Source organism: Nostoc sp. CALU 546 (assembly GCF_048836525.1).
Genome location: NZ_JAWJTF010000026.1, coordinates 1 through 23,372 on the forward strand (window position 1 = coordinate 1; position 23,372 = coordinate 23,372).

Genomic DNA, 23,372 nt, shown 5'->3' on the forward strand with positions numbered 1-23,372 from the left:
TATCAAGCTAGGTTTTTAGGATTTGTGTGTACACCGTAGCCTTAAAAAAGGGGGAACCGGAGTCAAAGTCCCCCAATTTATCGGGGGATTTAAGGGGATCTAAAACTTTTGATACCGACAAGAGGACTTTTCAAACATCCTCTTAATCTATAGGACTCATATTTGATTTCTGAAAAAACTCAGTACAACTAAGAAGCCTTCTTTCCTATTGCCTGTCTACGCAAATTCGTTCAGAAATCAAAGCGGATTCCTATAGTTTGACTATTATTCCCACCATTTTGACTATATTTTAGTAAACAAATCTTCTCATTTCAATTCTGGCTTAAGAGTATTTGCTGCTCGTTTATGTAAATAGTTGAAAACCCTTGCTTACCCAGCCAAAAAAAGCTATCTCTGAATGCAAGTTGGTATCATTGTGCAAGACTACCCTAATCTGGTAGCGATCGAGTTACGATCTTGTCATACTCTTTTTTTGATTTGAGAAATCCTATTCCAGAATTTTCTGGTTAAAATAGTATATCTGTTCTACTCAAATTCCCAGAGCAACACTCCTTAAAACCATATATTTAGAGGCATTAGACGTAAGAATGGCTATCAACACCGATACTTCCGGCAAGCAAAAAGCACTGACTATGGTGCTCAACCAAATTGAGCGCAGCTTTGGTAAAGGAGCAATCATGCGCCTGGGCGATGCTACCCGGATGCGGGTGGAAACGATTTCCAGTGGAGCGCTTACTTTAGATTTAGCATTGGGTGGTGGTTTACCCAAGGGGCGAGTAATTGAAATTTATGGGCCGGAAAGTTCCGGTAAAACCACAGTAGCGCTACATGCACTCGCCGAAGTGCAAAGAAATGGCGGTATTGCTGCCTTTGTTGATGCAGAACACGCCCTTGATCCTACTTATGCTGCGGCATTGGGTGTAGATATTGACAATTTGCTGATTTCCCAACCTGACACTGGCGAATCAGCTTTGGAAATTGTTGATCAGCTTGTGCGCTCTGCTGCGGTTGATATTGTAGTCATTGACTCAGTAGCAGCACTGGTTCCTCGTGCTGAAATTGAAGGCGATATGGGTGACGCCCACGTTGGTCTGCAAGCACGGTTAATGAGCCAAGCTCTACGTAAGATTACTGGCAACATTGGTAAATCTGGCTGTACAGTAATTTTCATCAACCAGTTGCGGCAAAAAATCGGTGTTACTTACGGTAGCCCAGAAACTACTACTGGCGGTAACGCATTGAAATTTTATGCCTCGGTGCGCTTGGATATTCGTCGGATTCAAACCTTGAAAAAAGGTACAGATGAATATGGTAATCGGGTTAAAGTCAAAGTCGCCAAAAATAAAGTAGCGCCGCCTTTCAGAATAGCGGAATTTGACATTATTTTTGGTAAAGGTATTTCTACCTTGGGTTGTGTTGTTGACCTAGCAGAAGAAACTGGCATTATTATCCGCAAAGGAGCTTGGTATAGTTACAACGGCGATAATATCTCCCAAGGACGAGACAACGCCATTAAGTATCTAGAAGAAAAGCCGGAATTTGCTGAAGAAATTAAGAAACTGGTGCGGGAAAAGTTAGATAAAGGCGCTGTTGTTTCTGCTAACTCCGTAGCTAAAGCCAGTGAAGAAGATGAAGAGGATGAAGTTGATTTAGAGCCAGAAGAATAAGGAATGTGGATTTATTAATCTGCAACCGCTAATAGAAGGTGCGTTATGAAGAGAGCTAACGCACCTTATTTTTTCCAAAAATCAAGATTTGGGCATTAGATTCTTCCTCCCCTGCTTGCGAAAGCGATGGGATATTTTTTTAGTTTGAAGTCCCTAAGTGCTTGCCCACTGGAAAATGCCATTAGAAAAAGAGTCAATTAATTTTTCTAAAGCTTTAATTTCATTTGATTTCAAAGCTTTCGACTTTAACAAATTTTGTATTTGCTTTTCCAAATCTGGAGTTAGCTTTTTAGTTTGAATAATTTCTTGAATAAATGTATCCAGTGTTAAAGATTGATAAAGCTCGTGAACTTGAGCGGCAACTCCCTGAGTGCTAAAGCGGGACTGAACCCAATTTTGTGCAGCATTGCCATAGCTCTGTTTTAGGGTCGGATTTTTTAGCAGACTATGAATAGCGATCGCCAATGCCTTAGAATCACAGGGAGGAACTAAAAGTCCGGTTTCACCATGCACCACCGTATGCTGCAATCCTCCCACATTACTAGCAATTACAGGTGTTCCGGCTGCCATTGCTTCAATCGCAACTAAACCAAAAGGTTCGTAGTAACTCGGTACAACGCAGATATCCCCAGTGGCATAGTAAGTAGGTAAGAGCGCTTGAGAAATTCGTCCCGTAAAAACTGTAACTGCTTTCAATCCCAGTTCGTTCACCAAAGTTTGAATGCGTTGCTGTTCTTGGAAGTCTTCTCCATCTTCGCGGCTACCACCAACTAGATAGAGTTGAAATGAATCAGGCAAAGTGGCGCAGGCTTTTACTAGGGTTTCAACTCCCTTGCGGGGGTCAAAGCGTCCTACATACAAGATAATCTGAGAATCTGGAGCAATTCCCAACTGTTGGCGAGCAACTTCTCGATTTACAGAACCAAAGTGTTCAGTATTGATTCCGCACGGAATAACTTTAATACGTCCATGTTGCGAAATTAACTGACGTAAGTCTTCTACTTCTTGAGGGCTAGTGGATATGACATAATCTGCTTGTTCTAAAGTAGCCTTCTCCACACAATCACGAATTGCAGCAATCTGCGGCGGATTCTCCACATTGCGGTATTTAACTGCCCCTATAGAGTGATAGGTATGAACTTGAGGTAATCCCAATCGAGATTTAAGTTCCAATCCTACCCAACCAGAAAGCCAATAATTAGTGTGAATCAATGCATAGCTATGGCCTGTTCGGTTTTGAAAATTCAGCCAAGCTTCTACAAATTCCGGTAGATATTCAAATAAATTATTTCTAGAAATGAATTCTGCTGGCCCAGCATTTAGACGAATAGTGCGACATCCTGGTGCTAATTCCACAATTTCTTCTTGATTGAGGTGTTCGCGTCGGGTAAACATATCAACCTGACAGCCGCGTTTTGCTAATGCTAACCCCAATTCTCGCACGTAGACATTTTGACCACCTGCCCCTTCTTTGCCAATTTCAGCTGTAGGGTCGCCATGAACTGAAATTAGCGCATATATGGGTTGAGAATTTGGGGGTTGAGAATTTTGGGGTTGAGAATTTGGCGCTTCTGGAGCAGAATTTTCTAGAGATTTAACTAAATTTAAAGAGGCAAGAGTATTCATAATTAAAATTTCCTTGTAAAGGACACAAAATTTCACAAATGAGATACTTGTAGTAAAGATTCTAATTTTAAAAGTTACCTATCATCCAAATAAACGTGTAAAAACCTTCTAGGAAATATAAACTTCCCAACGTAGTTTTGTTCTGATATATTACGCTTGAAAAGTTGAAAGATCGGTTAGTAATGGGGGAAAATCGGTGATTAGAAAAGTAATGTTATCTAAATAAATCTCTATATTAGGACTAATATTTTATTTTTTAAATCCACTTAGAGTATGTTAGCGATAGGAGAATGCAGCATCCTAAAGTTGTGGTGTGTTAGCCCCGGATTTCTCACTCATAGTGTGGAAGGTGTGTGAGGTTTGTTGCTTTTTTCTATCTCCCCACAATCCTTGGATTTCTCACTTGTGATAAATCCAGGTTAGCAGAGGTCAAAATTAAAATTCTCCAAGTCAATAATTAAATCGATTTGGAGAACTGGTAGTGTAATGAGGTTAATTTCAGTAATTTAATTGCAGTTTAACAATCAATTGTGGAGATAATGGGCAAATATAAGGTAGAAATCGGTTAGTTTTCTAAAGCTGCTTTAAGCGATAGCCCAATCCATGAACTGTCTCAATAAAATCATCGGCAGCACCTACGTCTTTAAGTTTATACCGTAAACTCTTAATGTGAGACTTAACAGTTTCTTCGCTGGGTGGATCATCCAGTGACCAAATACGCTCAATAATTCCGGCTCGACTTAGCACCCGCCGACCGCTCGAAACCATTAATTCTAAAAGAGCAAATTCTTTGGGTGTTAGGTGTAAGGACTGGCCAGCATAGGTGACTTCATAAGTGCTAGGATTTAAACGCAGATTACCCCAACCAAAGTCTAGGAAAGATGTGGTGGCATTATTACGGCGCAACAGTGCGCGAACACGAGCCATTAACTCTGACATTTCAAAAGGTTTGACCATATAATCATCTGCCCCAGCATCCAACCCGGTAATTTTGTCACCAAGGGTATCGCGTGCTGTTAACATGAGTACAGGTATTGTGCGATTGCGCGACATGCTCCGCTCCCCAATAGGCGATCGCAAGCGTTGACAAAAACTCACACCATCTAACTTGGGTAAGGTAATATCTAGCACCACTAAATCATATTCCAAGACTTTGATGCAATCCCACGCTTGTTCTCCATCTTGAGCCACATCTACCACATATTGACGATCAATTAGGGCTTCCATCAGCATTTCTGCTAGCTGTACATCATCTTCAACTACCAAAATCCGCATTGTTAGAATATTTGTGAATTAAAAACTAGGATGAATCCCAATATCTAACCTTAATACTTTAATACTTTCAATTTGATTTAGGACGAGGAAATATTTGAAGAAGAATTCAGAAGCCGGAATTCAGGAGCGGAGCCGGAGACGTTTCCGTTAGCTCCGGTCAGAATCCCCCACAAGAGTGATTCTGACCCGCCACTCATTGTAGACTACCAAATTTTCAATTTGGTGGGGGTCTTAAACCCATTTATTCATCCTGAATTCTGGCTCCTGACTCCTGAATTCTGTTTGATAAAATTAAAATTCTCCAAACAAATAATTAAATTTATTTGGAGACATTTTAGTGCAAGGAGATTGATTTTATATAAAATTTTAACAACTAGTTGTGGAGATAAAAGGCAAAAATCGGGTAGAAATCGGTTAGTAATAAAAGTAATTCTGAACTAGTACAGCACGGCGGAAATAAACCACCCATTCCCAATCAACAAAACCCTTACGCTGTCTTGATTTTTAATTTTTAATTCCGCCTTGCGGTACTAGGCTTCTGTTGGAAAATATTTACTTTGATATAAGCTCTTGGCTAAGATGTGGACTCTGAACGATTAATTGATTGTTTCTATGAAATGGTCGCTGGAAAGAAAATGGATTGCCTCTGGTTTTGGCTTGTGTTTATTATTAATGGGTACAGCTAGTCTTATTTCTTACCAAAATGCTACTCAGTTAATTGCAAGTAGCAATCAAGTGAAGGATACGCATGAGGTAATGAAAAATATTATCGACATTTTTGCTACACTAACCGATGCAGAAGCAGGACGTAGGGGTTATATCCTATATGGAGAGCAATCAGAACTAAAACGTTACTATCAGGCAATGCAAAGCCTAGATACTAAAGTCCAAAAGTTGCAGCAACAAATTGCTGATGACTCCTCTCAACAGCAGCAACTAACGAAGCTAAAATTCTTCATTACTCAAAGAGTTGAGTTATCTAAACAGTCAATTAATCTCAAAGAAACAGGTAAATCAAGCTTTGCTATTCAAGCACCTCTAATTATTCAAGGCAATCAAAACCGGAATCAAATCCGTGAAATACTTACCCAAATGCAAGCTAGGGAGGAACAGTTATTGCAAATTTCGGTCAGAGATTCTCAAGATAATATCCGCAACCGGATGTTGATTGAATTCCTCGGTACTTTCTTGAGTTTTGCTATTTTACTAGGGGTTTATGCCTTGCTTTATCAACAATTAGTTAAGCGCCAGCAAGCAGAAACTATTCAAAAAACTCTAGCTCAAGAAAAAGAACTTAGTGAATTGAAATTGCGCTTTTTTTCAATGGTATCCCATGAATTTCGTACACCATTGAGTATTATCTTAGGGTCTGCTCAACTATTGGCTCAAAGTAATCAGCAGTGGACAGAAGAGAAGAAACTTAAAAATCTGTATCGCATTCAATCTTCAGCTAGGTCAATGAACCAGTTACTAACCGATATTTTAACTTTGACTAGGGCAGAAGCTGGTAAATTGGAATTTAATCCAGAACTGATGGATTTGGAAGCATTTTGCATTAATTTAATAGAAGACCTCCAATTTTGTAATCAACAACAGCATACTATTAAATTTATCAGTCAAGGTAACTGTACTCATGCCAAATTAGATGAAAATATACTGTATTCGATTTTGACTAATTTACTCTCAAATGCAATGAAATATTCACCTCCAGAGGGAAATATTTTTTTAATTCTTAGTTGTGAACCACACACAATAATTTTCCAAGTCAAAGATAATGGGATAGGAATTCCTTCAGAATTTCATCAGCATTTGTTTGAGCCTTTTCATCGTGCTAATAATGTAGGCAAGATTGTTGGTAGTGGACTAGGATTGGCTGTGGTGAAAAAATGTTTAGAAATACATCATGGAGAAATTTATGTAGATACTGAGATAGGAGGTGGAACAAGTTTCACGATAAAATTTCCCCAACAGGGAACAGTAATAGTCAAGAATAAATTAAGCAGCCATAATTAATGAAAATATCTTGCTCATGAACTAGTTTCGGATGGCAGTCCTGAATCAATATAGGAATCCGGTTTGATTTTTGAACTTACTTGCGTTGGCGAAAAATAGGCTTTTTGAGTTGTACGTTGTTTTTTAAAAAATCAGTACAACTAAGNNCCAAATTATTTCAGAAATCAAAGCGGATTCCTATAGTATGCTACGGGCTAGGAAATAAGACAGAATATTTTGATAGGTAAGAAAGTTTAAGTTGCACATCTGGTAAATTAATTTTAACAATCGATTCAGGAAAAATTATGGCACTATATCTGGATTCAGCGATCGCATCGGAAGCTGAAGTTGTTAAACTTTGGGGATGGGTGAAAGGTATTACCACAAATCCCACGCTGTTGTCTCAAAGCGATACTCCACCAGAAACCACGCTGAAAAAATTGGTTCGCTTGACGAATGGCCCGTTATACTATCAACTTATGGCATCTGATAAAGCTGGGATGCTAGCTGAAGGTAAAAAAGCTTTCGAGATTATTGGTTCACAAACAATTTTGAAGATTCCCGCAACACCGTTAGGTTTTGAAGTGGTGGCGAGTCTATCACCAGAAATTACCTGTTCAGTGACAGCGATTTACAGTGCAGCACAGGCAGCAGTAGCACGGGAAGCAGGAGCTAAAATTGCCATAGCTTATGTAAATCGAGCTACTCGGTTATTGGGTGATGGTATTGCTTTGGTGCGGGATATGGCTAGCGTACTCAAAGGCAGTGATACGGAAATCTTGGCAGCTAGTATCAAATCTCCTGAAGAAGCAGCAGCGTCATTGCAAGCCGGGGCGCATCATTTGACTTTACCACTGGCAATGTTGCAAGCGATCGCAACTCATGAATTTTCACAAAAAACTGTTGAAGAATTCGCTAAAGGAGGCATCGGTTTAAGTAATTCGTAAGTTGGGCATGATAATGTTCACTCTAAAATCTGAATAATCCATTAGGCAAATTTAGGTTAATTTACTCAGTGGTGTTGCTAAACCGTCAATGCTGACGAGATTTTTCTGCTGTTGATATTCTCTAACTCCGTCTTCGCCTTTTTTATTAGCCCAGTTTACTAGAGTCTGGCGCTGACCTCGATATTCATAGAGTGGTACACCAAAACCACAGGATATTTGTATTTTTTCAATATCAGCAACGATAATTTGACGAGTTCCAGGTATCGGCAAAAACTGAGAGTAAAGAGAGTTCCAGTCTGGAGAATTCGGTAGAATCGTGCTTCCTTGACCGTAAAGACGCAGGATACAGGGAGGTTCCTCAAAGGCGCAAAACATAAAGGTTATCCGCCCATTTTCTTCCAAATGGGCGGATGTTTCGTTAGCATTACCTGTGAGGTCTACGTAACCTACTCGGTTGGGAGAGAAAATGCGAAAGCAATCCAGACCTTTAGGAGACAGGTTAATATGGCCCGTAGGACTCAAAGGTGCAGAGCCAACAAAGAAAAGGTGTTGGGCAGCAATAAAGGCTTGCATTTCCTCAGTAATACAGTCAAAAACTTTAGACATAGACTGTCTGATTTATATTTGCAAATTTCCTATCTTCTCAGCCTATGTCTTAGCTCAGAATCTAGCAAGGCCTAATTGCCGATGTCTGATGACAAGGGGCTTATTGGAGGGGAGTGGGGAGTAGAGAAAAGTGTTACCGTCTGATGTATCGACTAGCCATTTGGATGGCATCAGCAATATCGACATCACCATCACCGTCAGCATCTAAGAAGGAATTCAGTACAGAATTTCCGCCAGCTTGGGGATTTTGAGCATTAGCACCTGATTGCAAAAAATTCAGTACCAAAGGTACGGCTAAAGGTAGCAATTGTTGAACTATCCCCGCATCTAACCCAGTGCGTTGGGCAGCAATCTGAGCTACCTGTTGTTGTATCTGAGGAGAAAATAGCGAGTTGACGGCTTGGGGGTTAGGAGAAGTCCCAGCATATTGATTCACTATACTTTGTGCGGCTTCATTCCCATCTGTGGCTTGCTTTTGTTGTAAAGCAGAACGCACTTGACCACCCACAATTGACAAAACTGATTGGATGGTAGATGGGTCTGCACCTGTACGATCGCTCAACTGCTGTACAGTGTTAACAATACTTCCCAACTGACCTAAACTGCCCTGTTGATTGGGATTAGCGACGGCACCAAGAATTTGATCGAAAAGTCCCATAAGTTTGTTTTTTCCTTTGTTCTCAAAAAGCTATGCCAAAACTAGCTTCGAGTCTTTATGTATAGGCAGACTTGCGTCAGTATTCTAAAACATTAAGACACGCAAGCTTCATAATGAACGAATAAAATTTTGAAAGCTACTAGCTTAAGGATGAGAAATTGGTAAAGCCAACGCAAATTCTGTTCCTTGATTTAGCTCAGATTTGCAAGTAATTTTACCTTGATGTTTTTCTACCACAATCTGATATGCGATCGCTAGCCCCAAACCTGTACCAATACCGCGTGGTTTGGTTGTAAAAAATGTTTCAAATATCTTTTGCTGATTTTCTGGTGAAATACCAGGGCCATTATCGACAATTCGCACGATCGCTAAATCATTCTGCCAACATTCTGTGATAATGGTAACTTCGGGTAAAAATTCGGGATTTTCAGCCAATTTTTCCTCTAATGCATCGATGGCATTGCTGAGAAGATTCATAAATACCTGATAAAGTAAACCTGTATAGCCTGGAATCGGTGGAATCTCTCCATAATTGCGAACAAGGCTAATCCCATTTTTCAGGCGATTGTTCAGAATCAACAGTGTACTATCTAGACAAGCGTGTAGCTCTACTAACTGCACTTCCCCGTCATCTAAACGAGAGAAATCTTTCAAACTCCGCACAATTTCTCGCGTGCGGTCAGCGCCAACTGTCATTGAGTTGAAGAGTTTTGGCAAATCTGCTTCCAAAAATTCCAAATCAATTTCTTCTGCTAATGTTTCCACCGCAGGGGAAGGGTGAGGAACTTCGGCTTTGTATGTTTGCAGTAGCGCTAATAGATCCTCAGTATAGGTTTTCGCGTGTACGAGGTTTCCAGAAATGAAATTTATTGGATTATTAATTTCGTGGGCGACACCAGCCAGCATCCTTCCTAAACTAGACATTTTCTCACTTTGAATGAGTCGGATTTGGGATTCGGCTTGTTGTTCTTCTAAAAGGTGCTTCACCTGTTGAATAAGTTGATTGAGGGAGCTAGTTAACGCTCCGACTTCATCTTGTGTAATTACAGGTGCTTGCAAGTCAAAATTAGCTTCTTGAGTAACTCTTTGGGCAATATTCGTCACCGCGTTAATGGGATAGGCGATGATTTTACTTGTGTAGAAAGCCAGGATGGCTGCGATCGCCACTGACACCAGCATACTAACAATAATAATCTGAGCTTGGATTAGCGCAGCCTTTTCTTGAGCTAAATGAGCCTCCTCTTGCCGTTTTTGAAGCGTTTTGGCAAAGTCGGTTAACTCATTGGCAAATTGATAAAACTTGAGAGCATCCTGACTTTGACTGAATTTCGAGATTAATTGCTGTGCTTTTGTAGCTCCCGATGGCTGTGAACTTAATGGCAAAATTTGCCGAATTAGTAACCTGAATTGTTCAAAATATCCGGCTATCGTGCTGTTATGCTTTTTGAACAGAGTTTGTAAATCTCTTTGCGAAATAGTTTGACTAAATTCCTGCACTTGAGCAAGCAAGGTTTCGGTATCCGCTACATCGCTTTTGAAATCAGCAATTCCCCTTTGCAAAGATTGCGGCTGCTGCAAAAAAGGCAGTATTTCTTGTTGGCGAATCTGTATTTCCAACAGTTCGCCTTGCAAACTACTTAACAAGCTTCCTTCTTCATCAACCACGATCATTTGTTGTTTAGCTTGCTGGAAATAGCGATCGCCTATTACCAACCCCGCTGTTGTTCCCAAAACTGCAATTCCCAAAGCCAAACCGTAGCCATAAAAAATTTTTTGCCGAATACTAAGCTGGTGAAATCCTTGTTTTACCCAGTTTAAGTATCTTAATTTAGGTGTCGCAATCATGGTACAACTCGCTGTTGAATTTTTTTAGTAGGTGTTTTTTCATCAAAAACAAGAAATCCAGCCGCAAGTGAGTAAGAACACATTTGATCCAAAATGCGCTCTTAGTTTATCAAAAGTTGCTTTTTTCTACCCTAGCGAAAAATACTGAAATTATGAAGATTAGAAGTCGCGGCTATACAGACAAAACCCGCCTGTGCGGGTTAAAAACCTTCAGTTCTCGAATGTATTGCCAAAAACATCAAATTCCATGACTTTTACCAATTACCCAATTCCGCCGGAAAAACCGAGCTAAAGCTGATTCTTCTAAGGATAGATAAATTGGGCGTCCGTGGGGACAGGTGCGGGGGTTGCGAGTGCGTTGCCAATTATCTAAAAGTGTCTGCATTTCTTGTTGATTCATTGGTGTACCGTTACGAATAGCACTGCGACAGGCGACGGCTACTTGGGCTGTTTGTAAGTCGCCTCCCCAACTAAGTTCTAAAATTGCTTCTGCACAGTCGTCTCGCTGCTGCAAAGGGGCGGGGATATTACGAACTGCCCAAAGTTGTTCGCCAAAGGGTTCTATTTCTAAACCGATTCGTTGTAGTTGCGATACTTGCGCTGGCGATAATTGATAAAGAATTATTGGCGGTTCGACGGGTACAAGTTGCCAATCATCGCATAATTGCTCATATAAAACTCGCTCATGGGCAATGTGCTGTTCTATTAACCACATCCCACCTGAATGTTCCGCCACAATGTAAGTATTGCTAACTTGAGCGACAGCTTTTAAGGAGTTAGGAGTTGAGAGTGAGGAGTTAGGAGTTTTGGGATTTTCGTTAGGATTTTGAGGATTGAAATTGTAGCCGCCTTTGGCTTCTGCGGCTTTGAGTAATTTACTAACTCGTGTTGTGTGAACAGCTTCTTTAAGATTGTTAGAAGAGATGCTGAGTGCTTGGTTAATTGCTTGGGTAATTTGCTCTTGCCAATAAATGATTTCATTGAGATAAATCTCTGTTTTTGCTGGATTGCGATTCCAGTTAATTTGATTGGGGGAAATGGCAAGATGTAGAAAACAAATTGGATAGCGATCGCGTGGTAATGTTCTGTGAAATGCTGATAATATGGTTTGCTCTAGTTCCGGCGTCTTCACCATCCTGCCGTTGATAGCTACACGTACCCAATCTGGACGATGACGATGAATGCGATCGGGTAATCCTACCACTAAATTTAGTGCTGAGTGGGGAGAGACGCGATGAATCGCGTCTGTACAAGAGTCTGAAGTAGAGACGCGATTCATCGCGTCTTCTGTATAGGAGTTTGGAGGGTTGGGTATTTCGAGTTTTAGTTCTTGCAAGTCACCTTGTCGCACTTGCGGTAAAATCTGCGGTAGCAGCTGCCCAGTTGTGATAGCGGGACAAATGGTGAACCATTGACGGTCATTTTGCCAAATCTGCCAGGTGATTTGGGGATGACACATAGCGATTTGTTGAATTGTGGCTTGCACGGCTTTCATTTGCTGTGCTGTTGTGGGTAATCCCTGACGACGAGATGAGCAATTACCGAAAAGATTGGAAACTGTAACCACTGTACCAGGTGCGATCGCAGTTACTTCAACTTCCACAACTTCCCCGGCGTCACCGTAAACCATCCGCCATCCTAATTTTCCACCTACAGGACGACTCAAAATTTCCAAATCTGCCAGAGTCGCCAAACTATGCAACGCCTCACCCCGAAACCCTAAACTGTTAATTTTCCACAAATCGGCACTAGATCGAATTTTACTGGTGCTGTGGGCTGTCGCTGCTTGTTGCAAATCATCTAGGTTCATTCCACAACCATTATCTGCAACACGAATTCGCCATTGCTGCGGCCATAGAGAAACGACAATTCGCGTTGCACCTGCGTCTAGGGAATTTTCTGCCAATTCCCGCACCACAGAAGCTAAAGAGTCGATTACCTCACCAGCTGTAATGATATATACGACTTCTGTTGGTAGAGCTTGAATAGTAGATGCCATAAATTATAGTTTATAGCTTCTAGGGGCACAGGGAGATAATGGGGGAAATTTATGAGAAATTTTTATTAATTGTCAACTAAACTCAATTAAAAGATGATTTTTGAGAATTTTCTGGTGAAGCCAAATCTTCCCTCCGTAAGACTTATAGCAAAAATCCAAATCAACAAAAAAGGAACCACAATTGAAGAAGAATTCAGAAGTCAGGAGTCACACAACTTTCTCTACAGCATCAGAAAAAATCAGGGATTGCAACATTAATTAACATGAAATCACCTTAATTTATGGATATTTCTATGTGATTGTTAATTAGTATCTCTCATAGCCAAAACTTTAGGTGGTTCAGGTTTCAGTAAACCGTTTAACAGGGATGCGGGACGTTGACTGTAGGGCCAAGCAAAAGCATGACGGAAAGCTGCATCTTGACAAGCTTGTAGTTGTTCAAAACTAATAATGTCGTAAGTCAAGAGATTTTCGTACTCAAAGGGTAGACGCACATTGTGCAATCCAGCATTATCAGTACAAATAGCGATATCAACCCCAGCATCAAAACAACGGTCAAAAACTAATTTTAGTTGACGTATATCCTGCAAAGTACCTGTTTTCAGGTAAGTTGTCGGACAAACTTCTAAACATTGTCCGCGTTTAGCTACATCATTAAGTAACTCTGGATACAATAGGGGAATTTGGATGCCGTGACCAATTCGCATTAAAAAGGGTAATAGTTCTGGATAACAACCTGCGGTGGTTTCATATAGATGTCCCGTTGTGTTGACACCCAGCGATCGCGCATAATCATATAAGCTAATCCATTCTTCTAAGCGATCGGCGTAATAGCTATCACCCCCCGCTACATCTACTGCACAGACATACTGCTTGTTTTGCGCCGCCAAATCAACAATCGCCTTGTTCACCTCATAAGGTAGACGTGTGTGCATACAGAGAATTTGGCTAGTAACAATCGGATGTTCTGGCTGGTGGCTGGCAAGTCCTACTACCTGCACAATTTCTGTCATCTTGTCAATTCTTTCAGATTGATTCAGATGCTCAGGTGTTCGTAGATAGGGAGTGTAACGCAGTTCCAGATAAGCCAAATTTTCAAAAATGTAAGCACCCCGCACCAAGCGATAAATAAAGTAAGGCAAAGTATCCACAGTTTGCACACTTTCTACCAAGGTGTGTAATTCTAGATACTCATCCAAGGTGTTGCGTGGGCGAGTATAAAAATCTTCAAAGTCTGAATAGTCAGCAAAGCGGGAAATCAACTCTGAAGAATGTCGCTCGAAATATCGCCATAAAACTCGTGGTACGACGGAGCCGCCCAGATGTCTATGTAATTCAGCATATAAAGCCATAGTGGTATTTTTGGGTAAAAATTTCAATAATTGTAACAAAAACATAGAAAGAAAAAATCTGTACTCGAAAAAATTTGGCTTCAGAGAAGTTCGAGCAGAGGTTTACACTATCTGGATTTTTCAACAGAGGCTCCAGCCTAAATGCTAGGTGAAGGTCGATATTTTTTCCTTATTTTCTGAAAATCCAGCATTTAATACTGTTTTGAGGATGAATAAACTTGACACTATCAAGATTAAATTGATACCATTGATGTCTTTAATTAATTTTTGTGTTACAATAAAACAACATTGCTATTGTTGAGCAAGTAAAATATAGCAATATATTTTTCCTTTAACTAAGCAAACTCCTGGCAAGGTTGGTATTAATTGAAAATTCAAGCGTTAGAAGTCAAGGCTGGCGATCGCATTATTGCTTACTGCAACAACAAAATGCAAACCTGCAAGGTAAAGCGCATTTTAGATCCCGGTCAAGCTAATATCACACTATCAGTATTCACCTCTGAGAATTATCGCGGATGCTCAGTTTCATCTATAGTCCGCTTTCAAAGCAACGCCTTAGTTGATTTGGTAAGTTAAAAATCAAGTAAATATTCCATCTCAAAAATATTTCTAACTATTGTCCAGCCTCAAGCTGGACAAAACTTTTGTTAAAGGTAGGTTGAAAACCCTGGAGAAACAGCAACGTGGTTGCGTATTTTGTGCTTTATATCAGAGAATTTCTGTTTTGGTAACAGATTTTTTTAGCGGCTAGCGAGAATAGGGAATGAGAATAGGATTTATTGTGAGGTACAAGAACCCCGACTTTTCAAAAAAGTCGGGGTTCTGGGGATCTGATTGAGCAATGCTCGCTCTACAAAATTTAGAATAAGATGAGGTTTACTAATTATTTGGCAATGGAAGTTTTAAAACTTACAACTAAAATCGATGAATCAGGTTATTTAAATCTTAATATTCCAACGCAGTTAGCGGCGGTTGAAGTGGACATTGTAGTTGTTTTGAATCCAGTTTCGTCAGAGGAAAAGCAACCTAGTTATGATTTCTCTGATTTAGTCGGGAGATTAACTTGGCGGGGAGATGCGGTAGCAATGCAGAGAAATCTACGCGATGAGTGGTAATCGCTACGTGTTGGATACGAATGCGATAGTAGCTCTGCTTCAAGGAAGTTCTCAACTTATTCAATTACTTCAAGGTGCTGATTGGATTGGAGTTTCAGTTATTAGCCAAATTGAATTTCTCGCGTTTTCTGGGCTGAGTCAAGAGGATTACCAGCTTTTTGAGCAGTTTTTGCAACGAGTTGAGGTTGTCAATTTAGTGGCGAGTGATGCTGTTTTGATTAAGAAAATCATTGAAATTCGCCAACAATATCGGTTGAAACTACCAGATGCAATCATTGCAGCAATGGCGATCCAAAATTCAGCAAGTTTGGTGACTGCCGATCAAGAGTTTGCGAAGATAACAATTTTAACAGTAATTAATTGTTAGTCCCTACACAATAAGTAAAAAAGTCAAACAAAAATTCTGTAGCTTGAGCGCCGCAATGCTCAAGCGATAAGCAAAAGAAAGCTTTGGCTATTTTTTTCGATCTAAAAACGATGTCTACGATGAGCTATGCCTACGCACTACTAACATTTAGGCATAGTGCAGGCTAAAAGTCTTTTGAGTCCTTATGTCAACCCTAATTGAGATGATCTTACCCTGGCAAAGCGATGCCTACGGCGAGCTTATCTACCAGACGTTGCGCGTAGCTTGCTTCCACGGAGTGGTACGCTAACGCATTACTAAGATCACCTTCCAATTGATGGCTTTTGTTAATTCTTTTTCACATCACGAGCCATGTTGAGGTAGTAGTCGTCAATTTTGGCATTAGAACGACGGCGGTTAGTGGTAGGAATTTTAGCAGTGTTATCCCGATTCGTTTCAATTGGCTCTTTTGCAGAAGCTTGTTTTATACCTTGCACTTCATCAGATTCCAAGAAATAACCAGAACTACTAAATCCGAAAAGCTTGGCAAAAAAACCAAATAAATTTCCTACGGAATTGGAAACACTTTTGAATAGAATACCAAACAAGCCTTGAAGACGAAGGAACAAGTTCCGAACAGTTTGAGTTAAACGAAACATAACAGCACCCTCTATGATTGCCTATTATCATTGTGACTTAATTCCAATAGGAGCGAATGGTGCTATGCAAAAAATCTACCAGGCGTAGGCATGAGAGCAACGAGAACTTCTTACAGGTTACATTTGCAACATTTCTATTTGGCACTACTAACTCTATAACTGCGTCAACCATATTGCAGCTAAATTACTGTATCAGTTTTCCTGGTGCAGCAATTTAACCTTGATATGGAATTAAATATAACCAATAAACCTTATTTAGTCAGTAGACGTAATGACAACTCAGTTCTGGGGAAAAACCATAGAAATCAATGCTACTCTAACTAACTTACTATTTAAGCCTATGCGTAGAGGTTTACTCCTATGTCGCAGCAAGCTACGCAAAGCGTCTGGTAGAGTGCCTTTCGTTCGTCAAGGTTGGTGGCTTTTAAGGAAGCGTCTGTTGCCATTATTATGTCTGATATCATTTCTTGCGGTATTGCTACTCAATACTTTTGCTCCTGCTATTGCCCAACTACCTCCTCAACCTCGTCAAGAAATTCGGGGGGTGTGGCTGAGTGGTAACGATTTTAGCGTTTTCCGAAATCGCTCAAAGGTGCAAGCAGCTATGAGCCAACTGCGGCAGTTAAACTTTAACACCGTTTATCCAGTCGTGTGGAACGATGGCTATACACATTACCCCAGCGCCATCATGCAAAAAAAGGGTATTCCCTTCTTCTTCAAGGGGACAGATGGACAAGATGTGATTGCAGACATTATCAGCCAAGCCCGCAGAGAAGGTCTACTAGCAATACCCTGGTTTGAATTTGGTTTCATGGTTCCCCTAACTTCGGAACTTGCATCTCAGCATCCAGATTGGCTGACACAAAAACGGGATGGGACTCAAACTTCAATTAGTGCTGCGGGTGAAGTCGCGTGGTTGAATCCGTTTCACCCCGAAGTGCAAAAGCTTATCACCGAACTCGTGATGGAAGTTATTACTCAATACGATGCTGATGGCGTTCAATTTGACGACCACATGAGTTTACCTGTGGATTTTGGTTACGATAAATACACAATTAATTTATATACTCAAGAAACTGGCAATCCTCCTCCACCTAATCCCCAAGCCCAAGCATGGATAAAATGGCGGGCAGATAAAATTACTGCATTCATGGTACACCTCCACCAAACCGTGAAAGCCCGAAAACCGAATGCTATCTTCGCAGTTTCTCCCAATTACTATGATTTTGCTTACAAGCTGCAACTGCAAGACTGGCTGAACTGGGTACGGTTGGGTATTGTGGATGAGTTGGTCATGCAGGTATACCGTAATGATTTAGAAAGTTTTATCGCTCAAATTAATCGCCCAGAAATTTTAGAAACCCAAAAAGTCATCCCAACTGGTATCGGTATTATGGCTGGGTTACGAAATCGTCCAGTTTCCATGCCACAAATCCAATCCCAGGTACAAGCAGCGCAAGAACGCGGTTTAGGTAGCGGCTTTTTCTACTACGAAAGCCTTTGGGATATCGCCCCGGAACCAGCAGCGCAACGCCAGTCAGCATTTGCGGCTCTTTTCCCAAAACCAGCGTTGCGCGATATCTCTCAAAATACACCCCGAAAACCAACTTTTGATACCATATCCCTACCTTTATATCCAAAACCTTCCCTTGGCCAACGTGTTCGCGGCTATTTTCTAGAAATGGCGATCGCAAATGGTCAACCAAAGCGTATCTTATTAGATACAGGGTCAGCAGGGCTGCGAGTTCCCAAAGAGTTTTTAGGTAATGCTCCAATCCGCAGAACGGGAGAAAATATCAAGGAAGTATTAAGTGATGGTACTATCCTAGAGGGAGAATTAGTTTATACTAATGTCCGATTTGGTTTGCTTCCCGCCGCAGAACCCGTTCCGGTACAGATTGTTACTAGCCGCCAATGTATTGCCCAAAAGCCTAATTGTTCAGCAAAGAGTGGTGCGCCATTTTCCGGTATTATCGGTGTCAACTATTTTGAAAAGTCACTTCTCTATAATCCGTTGAGAAAATTACCAGGCAATCTGAGTAACGGATTTATAGTGATGGGAAATAATGGTAGTAACAACAATGGCAGCCTAATTCTCGGTTTGACTGCCAATAATCAAGCAGGTTTCAAAATGGCTCCTTGGAGTAAACAAAGTGAAATTAATGGTGTACCCGGTAACAGATGGGACTCTCAACTGAGTAAAGTTTGTTTAACTCTTGCTGGGAGTTCTGCTAAAAATTCTTGTAATGGCAAAATGATCACTGATACTGGAACCATTAATGGTTTGACTGAATTTAAGTCAGCTTCTACAGCAGGTAAACTCAAACCAGGAGTGTTACGTTCAGCAAATGCTCTGAAAGTAGGAATTAATAGCATTTTTGATTACAGCTTGGCACCAGGAACCCGCGACGGATTTAATCGCTGGAATTTGAGTATCTCGCCGCAGTCAGAACTTCCTATATTTGTAAATACTGGCATCGCATTTTTTGATAAATATGATGTCCTCTTTGACCAAGTTAATGGAAGACAGGGTTTTCGCAGTCGGCGGTAAGAGGAAAGTAAACCCGCATTTCTCACTCTTCTCAAGGCGTTTGATGGAGGAGAAGAGAAGTAATGAGTAATGAGTAATGAGTAATGAGTAATGAGTAAAAACTTCTTACTTCTTACTTCTTACTCATTACTTATTACTTCTCCCCTGCACAAGCGCAGACTTTAATAGGTGTGGTGAGAAATCCGGGTAAAGACTTCCTCTCTCAGATAGCCTTCAAAACTAATTTTCCTGAACCAGCAAAACTGATTTCACGGGACGCTTGATAGGATTTCCTTCCAAATCAACCTTCCCGTAAAAGGTTTTGCCCTTGTAATAAAGTGAAGACGAACTCCCGCCATCCAGATTCATCGCTTGATCAGCACCAAGAGTTTTCATAAAATCAGCTAATGCTGGTAAGGATATCCCAGAGTTAGCAGGAGTCGAGGGTTTTTGAGCCACCATAACTAAAATAACGCTGCCATCACGGGTTATACCCACAGCAGTCCTGGCATTGGGTTGGTTACTGCCAAGTGCATCTCGTTTATTGGCATTATCCACAAAGCCCTCTTTTACTGACGTGAGTTCTGGTAATAGACCTGGGCCAGCACCGATAGCATCGACTAACTGACAACCTGCTGGTGGTGACCGACTATGTAGGGCAATGGAATAGCGGATAGTTTGCCCACATAAGTAGCGGCGGAATTCTGCACGATTGAATATTTGACTCAGGTAAGGTTTTAAGTTGGGATTGTTCACCAGTCGCTCATTTTCCTTGGGGTCAGCTACCAACTTCCCTTGTAGGCTGACATAGGATGTAGATTTTTGGTTAACTGGGTCAAAAAAGCCTGCGTTCAAAATAGCTACGGCTCGATGCTTCTGGGCAAATTCCTCTACAGTGGCTACCTTCTGTGATAGTGCAGGAGTCACCAAAAATCTGCTATTCGCTGGAATTAACAAAATGTGAGCGATGCTTTGGGGCAAAGTGCGCTCGAAGTAGCGAATAGTTTTTGGTGGTGAAGATGCAACAGTCAGTATTGACGGTGTTGAAGAACGCAAATTAAACCACAACACCATTGTCAAACTAATTAATATCAAAGCCAGTAGTTTGATTTTTCTCACATTTAAATCCACTGCGTTAATTAGCTTATCAAGTTTGGTTTCATTTATCTTGCTAGTTTCTTACAATATTAGGTTAATTTTATACATAACCGTAAAGGAGTGGTACAATGACAGCGACATTTAATCTTACATAAAAGTTTAGATTGCCGCAGCACTAGAGTTATTAAATACACCAAAATTTCCTAATACACAAAATAAAAAGTTAAAAATAACACTTAAAGCAATCATGTTTAACTGAAAATTATGCAATGAGAGGATATTAGGGGAAGATGCTTTAAATAAATCATTAGCATTTAAAAAAACTTAAATAGTTTCTAAGTAGTTCCGAAACTAGATGTAGCAATGATGTCAAGATGAAGAATTTTTATCTGATGTGTGTAATTCTATGGTAAAGCGATCGCTCCAAGCATCACTCCCTGGGATTGAACAAGCTAAAAAAGCGTTTGCTCATAAGGGGTGGACACAAGACAACTTGGCTTTTGAAGTTAACTTAAAGACTCGCCAACCAATTTGGCGATTTTTTACTGGGCGTCCAGTTGAGCGTCATATCTTTATAGAAATTTGTTCTGTGTTGTCGTTGAATTGGCGGGAGATTGCGGATAATCCTCCAGAAGAATTAAGCGAATCAAAAGAACTTGGTGCTGCTGAATTTTTAGATATTGATGCTCTAGTACAATTTGTGCGATCGCAACGCTTCGACAAAATTCAAGACCAGTGCGGCACTTTGCAGTTATTAGATGTTACTCGCCCGGTTATACTAGACGATATTTACATCGATGTCAACATTTTGGAGGAGATTGCTAGCCTTCAATGGTTAGAGTTTGCTGATTTGCAAAAGTTTACATCAAAAGAATTCGATCGCTTTGGTTTAGGTGAAGTATCCCAGACACAAATGGCGGGAATCGCAGCAGTTCAAACTTATTCAAAGCTGCGGGTGTTGGGTAAACCGGGAGCAGGTAAAACCACTTTTTTACAACATCTGGCAATTCAATGCAACCGAGGGAGATTTGCTGCAAATCGGGTTCCTATTTTTGTCACCTTAAGAGATTTTGCCGACGAAACGAGAGTTGCAGGAGAGTTCAATTTACTCAATTATATTTGCAAGGAATTCCTCACCTGTGGAATTTCAGATCCATCTGTGCCGGAAACTTTGTTGTTGGAGGGCAGAGTGTTGCTATTGCTGGATGGATTAGATGAAGTACTCCATCAAGAAAGCATTGGTGTCGTCAATGAGATTCGCAGACTATCTGAAAAATATCAAAAGAATATGTTTGTCGTCACCTGCCGCACGGCAGCTAAAGCTTTCAACATCAGACGCTTTACAGATGTTGAAATTGCCCCTTTTAGTCAAGATCAAATTGTTGCTTTTGCTCAGAAGTGGTTTACAGCAGTTACGAAAACGAACATCCAGGATAAACAAGAACAGGCATTTGAGTTTATTGAGAAACTAGATTTACCTGAAAATTTGCAATTTCGGAGACTTGCTGTCACTCCCTTGTTTTTGCATCTCGCCTGCTGGGTTTTTCATCACCAGAACAAATTCCCAACCCAAAAACCTGCATTTTATAAGCAATGTTTAGACCTCCTACTCGGCAAATGGGACAAAACTAAACCAATTGAGCGGGATGAAGTATACCAAGATTTTTCATTACCACAAAAACTTAAGTTGCTGAGTCAGGTTGCTAGCGCAACATTTGAGCAGGGTAATTACTTTTTTGAACAACGTATTGTTGAGCAACACATTAGCGATTATATCGGTGATTTGCCGAATGCTTCCACAGAACCAGAGGAATTGCAATTAGATAGTGAAGGGGTACTTCAGGCGATAGAGTTGCAACATGGATTACTCGCAGAACGAGTGCGGGGTATTTTTTCTTTCTCTTATTTGACATTTCAAGAATACCTGACTGCTCGAAAAATCGTTGCCAGTTATAATTTGCAAGCATTAAAACAACCGTTAGAAAGTTTGGTAACTCATATTACTGAACCCAGGTGGCGTGAAATCTTTTTGTTAACGGTTGCTATGCTACGGAATGCAGATTTTTTGGTACTGTTGATGAAGCAAGAAATTGATGCGTTAGTTGCTCAAGATCCATATTTGCAAAAATTTTTAAAGCATCGAAACATTGAGCATCACTGGCACTTCAGCCCACAGCAACAGCAAGTATTGCAACAATATGACGATGCCAATCAGTTGCTTCTCGATTGCCTCAATAGCAACTGTGAGATAACAGACCTTGTGCGGCAAGAGATTGAAGCTAGTTTGTTATTGCCGATAAAATAACTCTCCAAGCGAGAATGGCAGGGGGAGTGGGGGAGATGAGGGGACAAGGGGGTAAACAAAACTCCTAACTCCTAACTCAGCACTCCTAATGCCCTTTCATTTCGCTGTAACTTTAACTCTAGCTACAGAGATTTCTGGTGATTCAATGGGAACTTGGACAGGTGTAGGTGAGCCTTTCAACCACAGCAGCACTGCGGGTGTGACACCCAGCAACAAGCCTAGCAACACAGGTACAAAGAATCCAGCTGTTAAGCTCATGACTGTAGCGAAACCAAAGTTACTTAAATAAACTGCAAAAGGTATATTAAGTTGCGATCGCTCCCAGTTAATAGGATTATTTCTCCACAACAGTGCAGTCACAGCCATAAATACTGAGCTAGTACCCAGCCACCCCGCAAAGTTTTGGTAAGGCATTCCAAAGAAGGGGCCTGGTTGTTGCCAATACCAAAAGGGTAGAGAAGTTTGACTCATTGCAGGATCGAGAACAAAATCCCAGGAGGTTAGTAATAAAGCACCCAAAGCGATCGCACTTATATGCCGCCACAAATTGGGTTTTTTGTCCACTTCTAAACCTGCGCGTGCCAGTAGGTAAGAAACAAATCCCAAATAAAACCACGACAAGGGAATTGTAAATGGGACTAAACCCGCAATCTTATAACCTAAACCGCTTAAGTAACTATAATGACCAAATGGAAAACCAGTACTGGTTCCTAGTAATTCACTTCCTAGAGAAATAAATACTGATGGCAACAGAAATGCTAAGGCGCGACCTAAACCCAAAATCCGCGTGGCATACAAGAAAACACCTGCTGCACCTAAAATCATATAAACTACACCGCCTCCTGCCATACTCCATTGGATGGCAGTTTGTGCAAGCTCGGATAAGTTAAAAATTACTTGGGCATTAGGTATAACCAGTAGTATTCCTACCAATCCAAATACTGTTGATACGATATGACCAATGAGGCTTACGCGTTCAGCAATAACAAGTTTTCTCATGATAATTCCTTTTTACTCGCTGCTAATGAAGTGCTATTCATCCTAGCCATTGGTTAAAAATCTCCTAGCATTTATCGAACAGAATTCAGGAGTCAGGAGTCAGAATTCAGAATGAATTCTGTATGACAGACACAACGACCGGCGGTAGTTGAGCGCAGTCGAAACTCAGTGCATCGCTGGCGGATGAATAACCGAGTTTAAAACCCTCACCAAATCGCATATTTAAGGTTAATTTTTGCAAGTCGATGCATCAAAGGTACAAGTCGATGCATCAAAGGTACAAGTCGATGCATCAAAGGTACAAGTCGATGCATCAAAGGTGCAGGTCGATGCATTAAAGGTGCAGGTCGATG

Annotated in this window: 18 protein-coding genes; 8 read left to right on the plus strand and 10 right to left on the minus strand. The window is 40.8% G+C overall.

The features are described 5' to 3' along the window. The first annotated feature begins 587 nt into the window (after window positions 1-587). The gene (gene recA, locus RRG12_RS15190; protein WP_069069393.1) at window positions 588-1,667 is read left to right on the plus strand and encodes a recombinase RecA; all 1,080 of its coding nucleotides are present in this window, start codon (window positions 588-590) and stop codon (window positions 1,665-1,667) included. Window positions 1,668-1,820: 153 nt separating this feature from the next. Here recA and RRG12_RS15195 read toward each other — a convergent pair whose 3' ends face one another. Beyond that, complete coding sequence (locus RRG12_RS15195) at window positions 1,821-3,293, minus strand: glycosyltransferase (protein ID WP_420759872.1); 1,473 nt, start codon at window positions 3,291-3,293, stop codon at window positions 1,821-1,823. A 573-nt stretch (window positions 3,294-3,866) separates the two neighbouring features. Further along, the gene (locus RRG12_RS15200; protein ID WP_420759873.1) at window positions 3,867-4,568 is read right to left on the minus strand and encodes a response regulator transcription factor; all 702 of its coding nucleotides are present in this window, start codon (window positions 4,566-4,568) and stop codon (window positions 3,867-3,869) included. A gap of 612 nt (window positions 4,569-5,180) precedes the next feature. On the opposite strand from RRG12_RS15200, the gene RRG12_RS15205 reads away from it, so the two are divergent. Together RRG12_RS15205 and RRG12_RS15210 are read left to right on the plus strand one after the other, a co-directional pair. Next, a complete protein-coding gene (locus tag RRG12_RS15205) occupies window positions 5,181-6,581 on the plus strand; it encodes an ATP-binding protein (RefSeq protein ID WP_420759874.1) in 1,401 nt (466 codons plus the stop codon). 284 nt (window positions 6,582-6,865) lie between these two features. Beyond that, window positions 6,866-7,507, plus strand: coding sequence for a transaldolase family protein (locus RRG12_RS15210; protein ID WP_420759875.1), 642 nt, complete (start codon window positions 6,866-6,868; stop codon window positions 7,505-7,507). Window positions 7,508-7,558: 51 nt separating this feature from the next. Here RRG12_RS15210 and RRG12_RS15215 read toward each other — a convergent pair whose 3' ends face one another. The 5 genes from RRG12_RS15215 to RRG12_RS15235 all read right to left on the minus strand — a co-directional run bounded on the left by RRG12_RS15215 (window position 7,559) and on the right by RRG12_RS15235 (window position 13,967). Then, window positions 7,559-8,113 carry a pyridoxamine 5'-phosphate oxidase family protein gene (locus tag RRG12_RS15215; RefSeq protein ID WP_069069398.1) on the minus strand — a complete coding sequence of 185 codons (555 nt, stop codon included), beginning with the start codon at window positions 8,111-8,113 and terminating at the stop codon, window positions 7,559-7,561. Between the two features lie 133 nt (window positions 8,114-8,246). Continuing rightward, complete coding sequence (locus tag RRG12_RS15220; protein ID WP_069069399.1) at window positions 8,247-8,771, minus strand: DUF937 domain-containing protein; 525 nt, start codon at window positions 8,769-8,771, stop codon at window positions 8,247-8,249. A gap of 144 nt (window positions 8,772-8,915) precedes the next feature. Then, entirely contained in the window at window positions 8,916-10,616 is a 1,701-nt protein-coding gene (locus RRG12_RS15225; protein ID WP_420759876.1) for an ATP-binding protein, read from the minus strand. Window positions 10,617-10,854: 238 nt separating this feature from the next. Beyond that, window positions 10,855-12,615, minus strand: coding sequence for a DNA mismatch repair endonuclease MutL (mutL, locus tag RRG12_RS15230; protein WP_420759877.1), 1,761 nt, complete (start codon window positions 12,613-12,615; stop codon window positions 10,855-10,857). 302 nt (window positions 12,616-12,917) lie between these two features. Further along, the gene (locus RRG12_RS15235) at window positions 12,918-13,967 is read right to left on the minus strand and encodes an adenosine deaminase (RefSeq protein WP_069074925.1); all 1,050 of its coding nucleotides are present in this window, start codon (window positions 13,965-13,967) and stop codon (window positions 12,918-12,920) included. 366 nt (window positions 13,968-14,333) lie between these two features. On the opposite strand from RRG12_RS15235, the gene RRG12_RS15240 reads away from it, so the two are divergent. The 3 genes from RRG12_RS15240 (at window position 14,334) to RRG12_RS15250 (ending at window position 15,449) form a co-directional block, all read left to right on the plus strand. After that, window positions 14,334-14,543, plus strand: a complete 210-nt coding sequence (locus RRG12_RS15240; RefSeq protein WP_094352741.1) for a hypothetical protein — start codon at window positions 14,334-14,336, stop codon at window positions 14,541-14,543. A 293-nt stretch (window positions 14,544-14,836) separates the two neighbouring features. Beyond that, complete coding sequence (locus tag RRG12_RS15245; RefSeq protein WP_338044515.1) at window positions 14,837-15,082, plus strand: hypothetical protein; 246 nt, start codon at window positions 14,837-14,839, stop codon at window positions 15,080-15,082. Continuing rightward, complete coding sequence (locus RRG12_RS15250; RefSeq protein ID WP_420759878.1) at window positions 15,072-15,449, plus strand: type II toxin-antitoxin system VapC family toxin; 378 nt, start codon at window positions 15,072-15,074, stop codon at window positions 15,447-15,449. The genes RRG12_RS15245 and RRG12_RS15250 overlap by 11 nt, the downstream gene beginning before the upstream one ends. A gap of 326 nt (window positions 15,450-15,775) precedes the next feature. On the opposite strand, the gene RRG12_RS15255 is transcribed toward RRG12_RS15250, so the two are convergent. After that, window positions 15,776-16,087, minus strand: coding sequence for a threonine dehydratase (locus RRG12_RS15255; RefSeq protein WP_420759879.1), 312 nt, complete (start codon window positions 16,085-16,087; stop codon window positions 15,776-15,778). Between the two features lie 271 nt (window positions 16,088-16,358). Here RRG12_RS15255 and RRG12_RS15260 point away from each other — a divergent pair, with 271 nt between their 5' ends. Continuing rightward, window positions 16,359-18,638, plus strand: coding sequence for a glycoside hydrolase family 10 protein (locus RRG12_RS15260; protein WP_420759880.1), 2,280 nt, complete (start codon window positions 16,359-16,361; stop codon window positions 18,636-18,638). A 219-nt stretch (window positions 18,639-18,857) separates the two neighbouring features. Here RRG12_RS15260 and RRG12_RS15265 read toward each other — a convergent pair whose 3' ends face one another. Continuing rightward, window positions 18,858-19,736 carry a phosphodiester glycosidase family protein gene (locus RRG12_RS15265; protein WP_420759881.1) on the minus strand — a complete coding sequence of 293 codons (879 nt, stop codon included), beginning with the start codon at window positions 19,734-19,736 and terminating at the stop codon, window positions 18,858-18,860. 373 nt (window positions 19,737-20,109) lie between these two features. Here RRG12_RS15265 and RRG12_RS15270 point away from each other — a divergent pair, with 373 nt between their 5' ends. Further along, window positions 20,110-22,020: an NACHT domain-containing protein gene (locus RRG12_RS15270; RefSeq protein WP_420759882.1), complete on the plus strand. Its 1,911-nt coding sequence runs from the start codon at window positions 20,110-20,112 to the stop codon at window positions 22,018-22,020. Window positions 22,021-22,116: 96 nt separating this feature from the next. On the opposite strand, the gene cruF is transcribed toward RRG12_RS15270, so the two are convergent. Next, the gene (gene cruF, locus RRG12_RS15275) at window positions 22,117-23,019 is read right to left on the minus strand and encodes a gamma-carotene 1'-hydroxylase CruF (RefSeq protein ID WP_069074917.1); all 903 of its coding nucleotides are present in this window, start codon (window positions 23,017-23,019) and stop codon (window positions 22,117-22,119) included. Between the last annotated feature and the right edge of the window lie 353 nt (window positions 23,020-23,372).